The sequence below is a fragment of the Faecalibacterium sp. OF04-11AC genome, assembly GCF_003460645.1.
In the GTDB taxonomy this organism is placed as follows: domain Bacteria; phylum Bacillota; class Clostridia; order Oscillospirales; family Ruminococcaceae; genus Faecalibacterium; species Faecalibacterium prausnitzii_I.
The window spans coordinates 45,920-59,400 of the sequence record NZ_QTVP01000014.1; the positions used below are offsets into that span (position 1 = coordinate 45,920).

The 13,481-nt window shown below is 47.2% G+C and carries 12 protein-coding genes and 4 pseudogenes; 12 read left to right on the forward strand and 4 right to left on the reverse strand.

Annotated elements, in window-relative coordinates; genetic code table 11:
* Positions 1 to 66: 66 nt before the first annotated feature.
* Entirely contained in the window at positions 67 to 558 is a 492-nt protein-coding gene (locus DXA70_RS14435) for a hypothetical protein (RefSeq protein ID WP_243001241.1), read from the forward strand.
* Positions 555 to 1,013 (forward strand): AraC family transcriptional regulator, encoded by a 459-nt coding sequence (locus DXA70_RS14440; RefSeq protein ID WP_243001242.1) that lies wholly within the window; start codon positions 555 to 557, stop codon positions 1,011 to 1,013. The genes DXA70_RS14435 and DXA70_RS14440 overlap by 4 nt, the downstream gene beginning before the upstream one ends.
* Positions 1,014 to 1,366: 353 nt before the next feature.
* Here DXA70_RS14440 and DXA70_RS08450 read toward each other — a convergent pair whose 3' ends face one another.
* Positions 1,367 to 2,542 carry an IS110 family transposase gene (locus DXA70_RS08450; protein WP_128118205.1) on the reverse strand — a complete coding sequence of 392 codons (1,176 nt, stop codon included), beginning with the start codon at positions 2,540 to 2,542 and terminating at the stop codon, positions 1,367 to 1,369.
* A gap of 248 nt (positions 2,543 to 2,790) precedes the next feature.
* On the opposite strand from DXA70_RS08450, the gene DXA70_RS08455 reads away from it, so the two are divergent.
* The 6 genes and pseudogenes from DXA70_RS08455 to DXA70_RS08480 all read left to right on the forward strand — a co-directional run bounded on the left by DXA70_RS08455 (position 2,791) and on the right by DXA70_RS08480 (position 9,677).
* On the forward strand, positions 2,791 to 3,315 hold the full coding sequence (locus tag DXA70_RS08455) for an energy-coupling factor transporter transmembrane component T (RefSeq protein WP_278321323.1): 525 nt from the start codon (positions 2,791 to 2,793) through the stop codon (positions 3,313 to 3,315).
* Positions 3,316 to 3,499: 184 nt separating this feature from the next.
* Positions 3,500 to 4,918 carry an energy-coupling factor ABC transporter ATP-binding protein gene (locus DXA70_RS08460; protein ID WP_243001243.1) on the forward strand — a complete coding sequence of 473 codons (1,419 nt, stop codon included), beginning with the start codon at positions 3,500 to 3,502 and terminating at the stop codon, positions 4,916 to 4,918.
* A 32-nt stretch (positions 4,919 to 4,950) separates the two neighbouring features.
* Complete coding sequence (locus DXA70_RS08465) at positions 4,951 to 5,568, forward strand: MptD family putative ECF transporter S component (RefSeq protein WP_128118207.1); 618 nt, start codon at positions 4,951 to 4,953, stop codon at positions 5,566 to 5,568.
* 159 nt (positions 5,569 to 5,727) lie between these two features.
* Positions 5,728 to 7,542, forward strand: a complete 1,815-nt coding sequence (locus DXA70_RS08470; protein ID WP_128118208.1) for an ABC transporter ATP-binding protein — start codon at positions 5,728 to 5,730, stop codon at positions 7,540 to 7,542.
* Positions 7,543 to 7,544: 2 nt separating this feature from the next.
* Positions 7,545 to 9,280, forward strand: a pseudogene (locus tag DXA70_RS08475) (ABC transporter ATP-binding protein).
* A gap of 24 nt (positions 9,281 to 9,304) precedes the next feature.
* Positions 9,305 to 9,677 (forward strand): annotated as a pseudogene (locus DXA70_RS08480) (metal-dependent transcriptional regulator).
* Positions 9,678 to 9,738: 61 nt separating this feature from the next.
* Here the strand turns inward: DXA70_RS08480 and DXA70_RS08485 are convergent.
* Positions 9,739 to 10,068, reverse strand: coding sequence for a helix-turn-helix transcriptional regulator (locus DXA70_RS08485; RefSeq protein ID WP_128118210.1), 330 nt, complete (start codon positions 10,066 to 10,068; stop codon positions 9,739 to 9,741).
* A 366-nt stretch (positions 10,069 to 10,434) separates the two neighbouring features.
* On the opposite strand from DXA70_RS08485, the gene DXA70_RS08490 reads away from it, so the two are divergent.
* From DXA70_RS08490 to DXA70_RS13770, 4 genes and pseudogenes are all read left to right on the forward strand, one after another.
* Positions 10,435 to 10,983 (forward strand): sigma-70 family RNA polymerase sigma factor, encoded by a 549-nt coding sequence (locus tag DXA70_RS08490; protein WP_128118211.1) that lies wholly within the window; start codon positions 10,435 to 10,437, stop codon positions 10,981 to 10,983.
* Positions 10,976 to 11,218, forward strand: coding sequence for a helix-turn-helix domain-containing protein (locus tag DXA70_RS08495; RefSeq protein ID WP_128118212.1), 243 nt, complete (start codon positions 10,976 to 10,978; stop codon positions 11,216 to 11,218). Before DXA70_RS08490 ends, DXA70_RS08495 begins: the two co-directional genes overlap by 8 nt.
* Positions 11,219 to 11,645: 427 nt before the next feature.
* Positions 11,646 to 11,849 carry an excisionase gene (locus tag DXA70_RS08500; RefSeq protein WP_025654190.1) on the forward strand — a complete coding sequence of 68 codons (204 nt, stop codon included), beginning with the start codon at positions 11,646 to 11,648 and terminating at the stop codon, positions 11,847 to 11,849.
* Positions 11,850 to 11,934: 85 nt separating this feature from the next.
* Positions 11,935 to 12,006: pseudogene (locus DXA70_RS13770) on the forward strand (integrase DNA-binding domain-containing protein); the annotation flags it as partial.
* Here DXA70_RS13770 and DXA70_RS13775 read toward each other — a convergent pair.
* A pseudogene (locus DXA70_RS13775) lies at positions 12,007 to 12,573 on the reverse strand (hypothetical protein); the annotation flags it as partial.
* Positions 12,574 to 12,667: 94 nt separating this feature from the next.
* Entirely contained in the window at positions 12,668 to 13,363 is a 696-nt protein-coding gene (locus DXA70_RS08510) for an SEC-C metal-binding domain-containing protein (RefSeq protein WP_128118214.1), read from the reverse strand.
* Positions 13,364 to 13,481 lie beyond the last annotated feature (118 nt).

Genomic DNA, 13,481 nt, shown 5'->3' on the forward strand with positions numbered 1-13,481 from the left:
AATTTTGTCCAGGCGTGTGTTATTATAAAATCAGTAAGCCATAACTAACTGATTGGAGTGAGGATAATGGGAAATGCCAGTTTCAATCAAGACTGGTACGGTATGCAGGCCAAAGTTCTGGCGCAAAGTGATGATCGTGTAGTCGTAGATTATGGCTGCAAAGGCCGGGGAATTGTAAAAAACTATAATCTGTTTGAGGGAATACAGCTTTGTTTCCTCGATTTTGAATCAGATGAGTCTATGGAAACACAAAAGTTTAATCCAGATATTATTCAGATCACGCACTGCCAGACCGGCCGGTATGAATGTGAATTTGCTAACCACACTGTATCGTATTTGCCAGAGGGCTATTTTAGCGTTGCGGCAACAGAGCATTTGCCGGTTTCCTTTTCTTTCCCTTTGGGAAAATATTACGGCGTCAGCCTCGTCATTGACCGTCAGGCGCTTTCAGATGGAACACGCCGGATGATGCAGACAATCCCTATTGATCTTGATAAAATAGGAACAACGCTGAGACTGAAACACGGTGGTATGTCAGTGATACCCCAGCGCAGTTGAAGCATCTGTTTTCAGAATTATATTCTGCCGCTGAGACGGAGCCAATCGGCTATTTCAAAATTAAGGCTATTGAACTCCTGTACCACATGGATCAGCTAACGCAGATTAACGGGTGCGACTTGAAGTATTTTGATAAGAAACAAATACAGTCTACAAAAGCAATCCGGGAATATCTTGTTTCTCACTTGGACGAAAAAGTGTCTTTGGAGCAGATGGCAAAAGAAGCGCATTTGAACCTATCTGTTTTTCATTTGGTTTTTTCCCATATCTATGGAGACACGCCGTATGCCTATCTCAAAAAATACAAAATGAATTTAGCAGCTCAGTGGCTTTCGGAAAATAAAATGAAAATCGTGGATATAGCTTTGGAACTTGGATATAGTAACGCAAGTAAGTTCGCAAAGGCTTTTCAATCTGTCTATGGGATGTTGCCAAAGGACTATCGAAAAAAATAAATAGGAAGAATGGGCTGTTTTCTGCGTCATCTCAAAGGAATGGAGCAGAAAAAATTGCGCAGGCAGATATAATGAGCTGGTGCGGTTGGTTTATGCTAACCTATCAGCTTTTTATTTAGGAGACTAACTATTAAAAGTCAAGCCCCAAAATGAAAAAATCCGCCAACCGACCGCTGCCCCTGACAAACAGCATTCAAATGCTGGAATCAGAGCAGCGAGGGCGACGGAGAGAACAGCAAAGCAAGCCCAGCCAGCCCTCGCACAAACAGGATAGCATTTGAATGCTTCGGTTCGTCAAGGGTTCGCTGCGCCAGCTAAGTTTCTGTTGGAATTAGCTCAGGCTCAGGAGAAAATCATGCAGCTGCAAGATATGCTTTCCCGGATTTCTGTAAGGCATAAATCAACCGAACGAGTTTCTTCATGGCGTGGGACAGGGCAACATTGTAGTGTTTTCCTTCGGCACATTTTTTGGCAAGGTATTCAGCAAAGACAGGATTCCAGTAGCAGACGTACTTGGTTGCGTTGTAAAGGGCATATCGCAGGTAGCGGGAGCCACGTTTTTCCATGTGAGCATAGCAGTTCGTGAGTTTTCCGGACTGGTATGTAGATGGAGAGCAGCCAGCGTAAGCAAGAATTTTGTCAGGAGAACTGAAATTGGAGAAATCCCCGATTTCTGCAAGGATCACAGCAGCGGAGTTTACTCCCATGCCGGGAATCGAGAGAATTGGTGGATTGAGCTCATCTATGATTTTCTGAATAGAATCTTCGATTTCGTTGATCTCGGAGGCAAGTTCTTGAATGAGTTTAATGGTATGCTTCAATTCCAGAGATTTGGCAGGCATGACAGAGCCAATAGAAGTTCTGGCTGCCTCTCGAATCTGGATGGCTTTCTCTTTTCCGTAGCGTCCTTTGGACGCTGTTGTAAGAAGGTTTGTCAGCTTGGTAAGATGGACTTCTGAAATTTGCTTTGCACCGGGATATTCGCCGAGAAGTGCGTAGATTGAAGTGCCATGGATAGACGAAACAAGCTGTTCCAATTCGGGAAATAGAATCGTAGCCAATCTGGACACCGATTGCTTTAGTTTAGCGCGTTCCTGAACTTTATCAAATCGGTATCTTGTTAGTGACTTTAACTCTTCGTTGTGGTATGCTGTATCCGTGTAGGACTTGAGGTCTACATCGGACAATAGCATAGTTGCAATCGTTCTTGCATCCACACGATCAGTTTTGGTTTTGCGAAGGCTGAGACTCTTTCGGTATAGGTTGGTGTGCAAAGGGTTAATGACATAAGTTGGCAGACCGTTGTCAAGAAGGAACCCAAGAATGTTGTAGCTGTAATGCCCGGTAGCCTCAAGTCCTACTTTTATTTTGTCTGACTTTTTGGTACAGTCTCGAATCGTCTGAAGTAGTTGCTTGAATCCATCCATGTTGTTGGGAATAGTAAAACAGTCGGCACGAACCGTCCCGTCTGAATCAAGAATGCAGCAGTCATGCTTATCCTTGGCAACATCAATTCCAACACAAACCATTTTGATGCCTCCAGTATATTTATTTCGATGCTGTTCAGGACCACAGACTTCTTTGCTCTTGTAATCTCGTTCTAAATAAACCGTCTGGCGGTATCTAACTGATTAACATTTCGACAAAGAAGCTGTGGTTGGAGCCTCCCGAAAACCGTCTTTGCGGTAGGTGATACATACCAATCCACAGCATCCTGAACTTATTGTAGCATTCCGCTGGAGAGCGGTCTATAAATACTACTATTTTATTATACGAGGTGGTCTCCCTGCTTGCCATAGATACTCGAATCAAGTTGCTTCTGTTTTTGCTCATCAACTTCATGGTGTTCGGCTTGAAAGATTTTGTCCTTGGCAGTGTATGTTTTTCCTTTATCTGCATCCTCTCGTGCCTGATGGGACAGAAAAAGATCGTGTTGAAATATATCGTCTTTTATGTGGTGATCGCGGCTATACAGCAGCTTTGTATCTACCTCCCCCAGGCCATCGAAACTATTTTGTCGATCTTCACATTGTTTATCCGGGTGATGATACCCGTGGTACTCTTTGCCTCAACCTTTATCGCTACAACGAAAGTCAGCGAATTGATTGCGGCTATGTACTCGCTAAAAATACCTCGGAGCATTACCATTACATTCGCTATGGTGCTACGCTTTTTCCCTACTTTCAGTGAGGAGATTCACAACATTTATGACGCGATGAAGTTAAGAGGCATCGCCCTTTCGTGGAAAAATGTATTCACGCGCCCCATGCTCATTCTGGAGGCAATCACTATCCCATCGTGATGCGCTCTGCCTCGATTGCAGAAGAATTATCTGCTTCTGCGGTGACGAGAGGTATTGATAATCCGGCACAACGGACTTCGTTCATTCAGCTAAAAGTTCATGCTAAAGATTGGATGGTACTGTGCTTCTTTCTTGTTGCCTTCGTTGTGCTGTTTTTCTGCAAATACCAGATATATGGGAGGATATGATGATGATTGATATTGACCATGTATCTTTTCAATATTCCGGCGCTGAACAGGAAAATCTGCAAGATTTCAATTTGCAGATTAAAAAGGGGGAGTGTGTTGTTCTCACTGGCGAATCTAGATGTGGAAAGACTTGTGTAACCAGGTTGATAAATACGCTTATTCCCCACTTTTACGAAGGGGAAATGTCCGGGGCGGTTCTCATTGACGGAGTTGATACCCGCACGATCCAACCGCACGATTTGTCAGACAAGATAGGCTCTGTTTTCCAAAATCCGCGCAGTCAATTCTTCAGCCTGGATACGGACAGCGAGATTGTGTTTGGTATGGAAAATAAGGGGATGCCTTATCAAGTGATGTTGAACCGTTACCAACAGACTATCCGGGAATTACATATTGAAAAGTTAAAGGACCGCAACCTGTTTGACTTGTCCGGCGGGCAAAAGCAGACCATAGCCTTTGCCAGCGTTTACGCATTAAATCCTGATATTTTTGTCTTGGACGAGCCTTCCTCAAACTTGGATTCGGAGGCCATCCAAGAACTACGGCGGCTGCTTTTGCTGATTAAGGCGCAGGGAAAAACGATTGTTGTATCCGAACATCGCCTTTACTTCTTGAATGGGATTGCAGACCGCATTGTCCTTATGGAACATGGTAAGCTGAAACAATCTTGGTCCGCCCGTGATTTTGCTTTACTCAGTACCGAGCAAATCAAGGCGCTGGGACTTAGAAGCTATATGCCTGCAAGGTTAGAACTTCCCGAAACAATGCCATCTCGAAACGATACCCCGGCTGTCGAAGTTAAAGATCTTGCGATAGGCTATGAGAAAGGGGAACCCGTGGCGCAGCACCTGAATTTTCGTGTCTACCCAGGAGAAATTGTTGGCGTGGTAGGAAAAAATGGCTGTGGGAAATCAACTTTAGCCCGGACCTTATGTGGCTTGCAGAAGGAACTCCGTGGAGAAGTTCTATACAAAAACAGTATGGTCCCAAGCAAACGGCGGATCAGGAAAGCGTATCTTGTCATGCAGGACCCGGATTATCAACTGTTTACCGATAGCGTTTACCAGGAACTGCTGCTGGCATTATCTGACCAGAAGGATAAAGACGAAAAGAGAATAGACGATATTCTTGATGAGCTGAATTTGACGATTTATAAAGAGCGGCATCCAATGTCCCTATCTGGCGGTCAGAAGCAGCGCACTGCGATTGGCGTTGCGGCACTCCGAGATGCAGAGGTACTTATTTTTGATGAGCCTACAAGCGGCTTGGACTACAAAAACATGGAGAGTGTTGCAGAAATTTTAAGTGCGCTGTCCAAAAGAGGGAAAGCCATCCTGGTGATTTCCCATGATAATGAACTACTGATGAAGATTTGTTCCCGCGTCATTCGCGTGGATGAAAGGACTTCATCTTAGTTATATACAAAATATAGAAAGGGGCTATCTGTATGAGTGAACAAGCAAAACCTGTCGGGGCATCCGACAAAATGAAAGCAAAGGATTTTATCACGCTGGGCATTTTTACGGTGTTATTCTTTGCTGTGGTAATGGTGTGCATCTTTGCCTCCGCAGCTACCGTGGTGACCTTCGCATTTGGGAGCGCCATTGCTGCAATTCCTGGAGGCATTATCTATATGCTGATGCGCGCTAAAGTGCCAAAGGCCGGGAGCATTCTGTTGAGCGGTGTGGTGATCGGCCTGATTGAGTTTCTGATTGGCGCAGGCTGGGCGGTTGCCGTCGGTTTTATTGCCGGTGCCGTAATTGCGGAGCTTCTGGCCCGTATCGGCCACTACAAGAGCTTCTGGCTGAATACCATTGGCTATTCCGTGTATATGATGTTCTTTGCGCTGGGAACCTATCTCCCTATGGTCATTATGACCGGCTATGTGGATGATATGTCTACGTCGAATGGCGTCAGCGCCGAGTATCTGACGGAGCTGCATAGCTTTATGAATGGAACAATGGTAGTCATCATCGCTGTTGTGACCTTCGTTGCAGGCATCGTCGGCGCTTTGATTGCAAAAGGCGTGTTCAAAAAGCATTTCCAGAAGGCAGGCATTGTCTAAGGACAATATAGTTGCAACTAACTCCATGGTATCTTTGGGCTATTTTGGGCAGTGGAACAGAGTTATGGAGTGGCAGGCAATTTCAAAGGTTGATAAAATGAGTGGTGAGGTTAGGGATTGCCAACCTCACCACTTTCAATTTTAAGGAGGGTTAATGCTATGTCAAACGCAAAGTCGAAACAGGCAAAACCAAAGACGGGTTTGGCACGATGCATGGAATTGGCTTCTGACAGAAAGGGCCTTGTATTCTTAGCTGCGGTTCTTTCGTCACTGGCGGCCATTGCTTCGTTCATCCCGTACATAGCGGTCTATTTTATGATCCGCTCGATTATCGGTGTTTTCCCGAACTTGGATCAGTTGGATATGGGGATGGTCATGAATTATGGCTGGCTGGCGCTCGCCGGGATCGTGGCGAATATCCTGCTGTACTTTCTGGCTATTTTCAGTTCACACATGGCAGCGTTCGGAACGCTGTACGAGCTGAAGGTTCTCTTTGCAGACCATATTACGAAAATTCCACTTGGGTATCACCTGACGATTGGCAGCGGACGTCTGCGGAAAATCATGGATGAAAACATTGAAAGCGTAGAGGGCTTTATTGCTCATCAGTTCCCGGATTTTGTCGCTTCTATTACAGCTCCCATTGTCATGGTCATCATCCTGCTGGCCGTTGACTGGCGGTTCGGTCTTGCCTCTCTGGTCGGTATCATTCTGGCGTTTGTTGCGGAGTTCATTGGCTTTGGCAGCGGCGAGATGAAAGAGAATATGGGGAAATATCAAAAAGCCCTGGAAGAAATGAACAACGCTTCTGTAGAGTATGTTCGTGGAATGTCGGTTGTAAAGGCATTCAACCAGACCGCCTCCTCTTTCAAAAAGCTCAAAGAAGCGATTGCCGGATATACAGAGTGGGTCCTGAAATTTTCCCTGGGCTGGCAGAACTGCATGCCCGCCTTCACCACAATCATCAATAATGTTTATCTGATCCTTGTACCTGTCGGAATTTTGATTGGTTCCAGGTCAGATGATTTTGCCGGGTTTGCTATGACCTTCATTTTCTATCTGCTCTTTGTACCTGCAATTTCCGGCGTACTGAATAAGATCATGTATATCTCCGAGTCGTTCATGCAGATTGATGGGAATGTAGCTCGGATGGATGAAATTCTGAACATCCCTGAAATGCCGGAAACATCTCATCCTAAGAAAACTGTTGGGGATGATGTTGCTTTCCACGATGTCAGCTTTTCCTACACGGGGGATGTTTCCGAGAAAGCCCTGGAAAATGTATCTTTCTCAGCAAAACAGGGACAGATCACAGCTATTGTCGGCCCGTCCGGCGGCGGCAAGAGTACGATTGCCAATCTGATTTCTCGGTTTTGGGACGTATCTTCCGGCAGCATTACCATCGGCGGCGTAGATGTGCGCGATATGGCGGAGGATGACCTGATGCGCCATGTCAGCTTTGTGTTCCAGGATATTTTCCTGTTCAAGCAGAGCATCTTGGATAATATCCGTATGGGTGATCCTTCGGCCAGTGAGGAACAAGTGATTGCGGCGGCGAAAGCGGCGCAGTGCCACGAGTTCATCTCCAAACTGCCCAACGGGTATCATACGGTGGTCGGCTCCAAAGGCATCCATCTCTCTGGCGGCGAGCGCCAGCGAATTGCCATTGCGCGGGCCATTATCAAGGACTCGCCCATCATCGTGCTGGATGAGGCAACGGCGTTCAGCGACCCGGAGAATGAATACCTGATCCAGAAAGCTTTTGAAAAGCTGATGCAGGGTAAGACAGTTATCATCATCGCACACCGCCTCTCCACGATCCGCAATGCAGATAAGATTATTGTCATGGAGAAAGGGCACCTGATTGAAGAAGGAAAACATGACGAGCTGGTGGACGCAGGCGGACGCTATGCGCAAATGTGGAACCACTATACAGAAGCGATTGGCTGGAAAATCAGCGGAAAGGCGGTGTAACTATGAGCAGATTACAAAAAGCTCTCTTTTTGTCAGACAAGGGTTACGCAGATTTGAAAAAAGCGATCTTCGCCTGCACATTGACGAACTTGGCTATGCTTCTGCCGTTCTGTGTAACTGTTATGATTTTCAGTGAAATTCTGACGCCCTTTGTCAGCGGTGGCTCCATCCAGTGGAACCATATCTGGATGCTGTGGGGCGCAGGCATTGTTTCGGCCATCCTGGTATTTCTGGCCGCCAAAAATGATTACCGCAAAACCTATATTGCCTCGTATAAGGAGTCGAACACGACCCGGCTGCGGATTGCGGAGCATCTGCGGAAACTCCCTATGAATTTCTTTAACACCAAGGACCTTTCCGAACTGACCACAAATATGATGGCAGATTGCAGCAGCATGGAATCCCTGCTCAGCAGCACGATCCCTCCACTGATTGCAAATGGCATCACGGTGACCCTGACCTGCATCTTGCTGGCCTTCTTTGACTGGCGGCTCGCTCTGTGCGTATTTATCACGGTCCCGATTGCCTTCCTCATTATCTGGCTCAGCCGGAACCATCAAAAGAAACTGTTTGAAAAACAGGTTGACGCAAAGCTGGCTGCTTCTGACCAGGTACAGGAATACTTGGAAGGCATGAAGATCATCAAGTCCTGCGGGCTGTCCGGTTCTCATTTCAGCGCGCTGGATAAAGCTCTGTTAGCAATGAAAAACTCGCCATCAAAGTGGAGATGGCTGTCGGCGTGTTCATGTCCAGTGCAAGTATGATTTTGCAGGCAGGTATTGGCATTACAATCTTTGTCGGTGCTATCCTCCTGACCAGTGGACAAATTGAACTGCTGCCTTTGCTCATGTTCCTGCTGATGGTCACGCGGATTTATGGCCCTATTTTGGCAATCCTGGCGAATTTGTCCTCGCTGCTGAATTTGAATGTAGTTACAAGTCGTATGCGTACCCTGCTCACCACTCCTGCAATGGACGGTGACGGGAAAACGGTCCCGAACTGCGATATTGAACTTTCCCATGTGACTTTTGCCTACAATCAGGAAGATGTCATCAAAGATGTTTCCTGCAAAATCCCCCAAGGGAGCGTGACTGCCCTTGTTGGCCCGTCCGGGTCCGGTAAAAGCACGATTTCCAAACTGATTGCCCGGTTTTGGGATGTTCAGCAGGGCAAGATCACCGTGGGTGGCAAAGACATTAAGAGTATGGAGCCGGAAAGTCTCATGTCTTATATGTCCTTTGTGTTCCAGGATGTGACCCTGTTCAATGATACGGTTATGAACAATATCCGTCTTGGCAATCCAAACGCAACGGACGATCAAGTGATTGCCGCGGCCAAAGCCGCCTATTGCGATGAATTTGTCCGAGAAATGCCGGACGGGTATCAGACGGTCCTCGGTGAAAATGGCAGCACCCTTTCCGGCGGTGAGCGCCAGCGTATTTCCATCGCCCGCGCTTTGCTGAAAAATGCGCCTATTATCCTGCTTGACGAAGCAACAGCATCCCTTGACCCGGAAAATGAAGTCTTGGTTCAAAAGGCGATTGCCAAACTGGTGGAAGGTAAGACGGTTATTATGATCGCCCACCGCCTCCGTACAGTTGTAGATGCAGACCAAATCCTCGTCCTTGACAATGGACGGTTGGTAGAGCATGGAACCCACGATGAGCTGATGAAGAAGAACGGTCTGTATCATAAGCTGTTCCATATTCAGCAGGAAAGCCTTGGTTGGGCTGTCTAACCTCTTTAAGCAAGGGAGGTTTTTATGAAACTTCATGCGTCCGGGGAGGACTATCTGGAGGCCATACTCGTTCTCCATAAGAAGATGGGCATGGTGCGCTCCGTGGATGTCGCCCGGCACCTGGAGGTCACAAAGCCCAGCGTGTGCCATGCGGTGGCAACCCTGCGGGACGGGGGTTTTCTGACGATGGACAGCGACTATTTCCTGCATCTGACCGATGTGGGCCGGGAAGTGGCGGAGCAGATCTACGAAAAGCACCGCTTCTTTACCGACCGGCTGATCGAGGTCGGCGTAGACCCGGTAACGGCGGAAAAGGACGCCCTGCCGGATGGAGCATGTCATCAGCCAGGAGTCCTTCGAGCGTCTGCGCGATGCCTATAAAACCAAAAAGGAATGATCCGCCCGCATAGCAAACGGGTAAAACAGTAACGCGGCCGGGCACATCGAACCCGACCGCGTTATTCGTCTTTTTGAAATGCTTCCGCCTGTTTGCAAAGCGCAATATATTTTTCAATTTCCGCCTCGCTTTTCCCGGCAAAGAAGTCTACAACTGTTTTTGAAACCGTCTGATTTACCATGTCTGGAAAAATGGCAGCATCCACGCTGATATTTAACTCTTGGGCGACAAGAGCCACCGTTTCAAATTTGGGGTTACTCTGGCAGGTTTCCAAATCTATGATTGTACGGGCGTTCATATTGAGCCGTTCAGCCAATTTTCTCTGTGTCAAATGCTGCCGCTTACGTTCTGACCGAACTTTCCATGCAAACAAGTCAAGAGGATTGTTCACTATACGTCACCTCTATCTCATTGTATGGTGTGCTATCGCTCATATAAATAACCATACAACTCATGTAAAGTGAGTTATAACTCATATTTCGGAGTAAAGGGAGATATGGATGAGAGCGCCAACACAAAGGAGGTCAAAATAAGGCGGGGTTTACCGTTTGTACGGCGGACGCCCATGCCACTACGAAAAAGATTCCAATAACGCAGCAGCGAGCCATGCTCATGAAAGTGAGTTATGGCTCGCTTTTTATCTACTACGGTTCACATCTTACAAAACCCGTCTCTTTGAGTGCCTGGGCGTGGGCTGCCGCTCCCCGCCCCGTTTCGTTCCGGCCTGTCAACCCGAACGAAACGAAAGGAGCCAAGTATGAGCGGCAAAAAAATTTTTCAGATAGATCCAGAAAACCGGCCAAACCGGACCGTTAGTGAACGAGTAGTGAGCGAAAGGGGAAGAAAAGAACTGCCTCCCGGCACGAAGGGAGGTGAGAACTTGAAACCAAATCGCTACTACGAACACAAGCAGCACGCCTTTGACAGCTACTGCAAAAAGGTGTTGAAATGCGAGGCATGTAATGGCTATCGGCAGATCAGCCGTCATCAAAAACGTTTTGCATCTTTGGAAGAACTGTCCGAGGCAGACGTGGCCCAGCTTGCAGTTTACGATCGCTACTCATGGGAGTATACGGCTTTTCCCGTGGGAAATGCTGTTGTGCTAATCGAGAACGACCGATTGGCCACAGCACTTCTACGGCTGTCACCAAAAGACCGGGAAATTTTTATGATGCACTGGTTTCTATGGATGACAGACGAACAGATAGCAAAGTGCATGGGCATGGCCAGAAGAACGGTCAATACTCGCAGGTATAAAGCCTATCGGCTGCTGAAAAAGCTGATGGGAGGTGAAGCGGATGACTAAATCTGCGCACACACGGGCATCGCTGCTTCCTTACCCGGTGATCGCCGCCGCTGTCGGAGGAGACCCCGAAGCAGTGAGCCGGGTAGTCCGGCATTACTCCGGCTACATCGCCGCGCTGTCTACACGGACGAGCTATGGCCCTGATGGCTGTCCCCGTCCCCAGGTGGACGAAGATCTGCGCGGTCGGCTGGAAGCAAAGCTGATTATTTCTATCCTGGATTTTGACCTGAGCTGATCCAGGGCCGGGCGCTGCGTGTTCTCCTTTCCACGCGGCGTCCCGTTATAGCTCCTTGACAAAGAAAGCCCGGCGGGAGGTCTCCGGCGCAGCATAAGGCAGACGGATACGATCTGTCTGCGTGGAGCCGGTCGGCCGGTGCGCCATGACCCTGTTGCAAGTCCGCAGGACGGGCCCCCTGCTAAACAGGAGAGCGACAAAACCGGGCCGTAAAACAGGTGTGGCAACCTGTGGGCGATGACATACAGGCAGGTCAAAGATACTCGCGCATTGGACGCCCGCAAAGCATCGTGCGCCGCCCCCCATCAGCATGGGCCGGGGTGAAATTCCCGTGGAGCTGTGCCAGCAGCCATCCGTTTTCTGCCTCTTATTTTTTGCAACACCGTCCTCTGAAAGGGGACGCGCAAATTTACAGGAGGTGCTGTATTTGAACACGAACGATATTCCTATCTGGCAAAAATACACGCTTTCCATTGAGGAGGCGTCCAGATATTTCCGTATTGGGGAAAAGAAGCTCCGTAGGTTAGCCGAGGAAAACCCTGACGCCAACTGGCTCATCATGAACGGCAATCGTCTCCAGATCAAGCGCAAGCAGTTTGAGAAAGTCATCGATGAACTGGAGGTTATTTGACGGAGCCGGCTGACAATGGGCCCGGGGCGCGGTATAATAATGATAGCGTATCGAGGCTCATTCCAGCGATGAAAGGGAGCTTACCATCATGTCAGAGAAAAGACGCGATAGCAAAGGTCGAATTTTAAGGACTGGAGAGAGCCAGAGAAAAGACGGAAGTGATGCTGACGGTGGCTGCTGCCTTGAACTGTACTCCGATGTTAAACTCATCGTATTCCTCCAAAAAGGAACCGTCAACGATATAGAAGAAGTCTTGCTGATGCTCCGTCCAGTATTCCTCAGCCAGTTTTCCGGCTACCTCCGTGAGCTGTCCGGCGAGGTCATCACCGGAAACATCATAGGTGTGCTCCAGCATGACCTGCACGGAATCCAGATGGCGCTCCTCCAGCTGCCACAGCCAGGGAGTGCGGGAATGTTCATGGGTTCCGGTGTCGGAAATGTCAAAGACATAACGCAGGCGAGGTCTGTCCCCGGAATCGTCCACCAGAGCGATTCCCTTGGAGCCGCGCCTTACATACCGGCTCATCTTTTCATTCCACAAATTGTACTCCGCACAGGCGGTGGCGTCCGGTCGCTGGGCATAGATCATCAGCTGCTCATGGAACGTGTACTTGTAAAGGCGGGAAGCAGTGGTGAGAAACCCTGCCCATTCCTGCCAGCTCCCCGTGAGTTGCGTTGCCACTTGTTCGGCCATCTGTGCATACATTTCGGCTTTGATTGGCATAGTGTTCTATCCTCCTTTCAGTTTTGAGCAAAGAAAAGCAGGGGACCTCAAAAGATCTCCTGCTCAGTGATACCGTTACTCTATCAAACGGTAATTATTCATTTTTACTATCTTGTATTATTAGTTGAACTTTGCATAAAGGCGAAATAATATTTCTCTCATGGTTATAATACATTCTATTTATGCAACACCTCTTAAACTTTTTTCCACTCCCACAGGGACATAAATCATTTCTGTTTACTTTCTGAATTTTTGTATCCCTTCGTTGCTCAATTTTCGTTTCTATTTCAAAATTTTGAAGTGGATTTATTTTTAATTTTACAAATTCGTCCAATTTCTTGAACTTTTCTTTCTCTGGTATATCCCTATCCTCGTGTAGCTCAATAATACATCTTTTATCTTCTGGATGGCTAACCAGGCAAACCGCTTGCAATTCTTTAATTTCATCAATCATTTCTATTGCAAAATCGCCCCAATATAGTTTTCCTTTTCTATGGGGACAAGACAGGCTCTGCATTGACTTACCACATATACTACAATGCGATTTGGAAACAATATATTCGCTACTCGCAAAAACTCTGTATGGATATAATTTTTCGTATTGCAGTAATATAGCAACAATTTCCGGAATTTCTTTTCTGTCTTTAATATCAACAAATTCTCCTACTATCTTTGCTTCATCTAAACAGTCTTGCAAAATATCCCATGAGTTTTTGTATCTGTTTTCTATTAAACTCAAATGATAGCTGGCGAATGTCGAAAAGAATTTGAAATAATGTCTATAAATCATTTGGGCATTAGCTAATGATTCATCCCTATGTCTATGCTTTCGCCTTTATACTATCAAAATATTATCGCAATCCTTATATTCTTTAAATGGATCACTAAAATTTCCTTTCTCAATCCTT

Bases quoted from the DNA above. Each gene is read 5' to 3' on its own strand.
- DXA70_RS14435 (WP_243001241.1), top strand. From the start codon at position 67: ATGGGAAATGCCAGTTTCAATCAAGACTGGTACGGTATGCAGGCCAAA.
- DXA70_RS08450 (WP_128118205.1), bottom strand. From the start codon at position 2,542: ATGGTTTGTGTTGGAATTGATGTTGCCAAGGATAAGCATGACTGCTGC.
- DXA70_RS08460 (WP_243001243.1), top strand. From the start codon at position 3,500: ATGATGATGATTGATATTGACCATGTATCTTTTCAATATTCCGGCGCT.
- DXA70_RS08465 (WP_128118207.1), top strand. From the start codon at position 4,951: ATGAGTGAACAAGCAAAACCTGTCGGGGCATCCGACAAAATGAAAGCA.
- DXA70_RS08470 (WP_128118208.1), top strand. From the start codon at position 5,728: ATGTCAAACGCAAAGTCGAAACAGGCAAAACCAAAGACGGGTTTGGCA.
- DXA70_RS08490 (WP_128118211.1), top strand. From the start codon at position 10,435: ATGAGCGGCAAAAAAATTTTTCAGATAGATCCAGAAAACCGGCCAAAC.
- DXA70_RS08495 (WP_128118212.1), top strand. From the start codon at position 10,976: ATGACTAAATCTGCGCACACACGGGCATCGCTGCTTCCTTACCCGGTG.
- DXA70_RS08510 (WP_128118214.1), bottom strand. From the start codon at position 13,363: ATGATTTATAGACATTATTTCAAATTCTTTTCGACATTCGCCAGCTAT.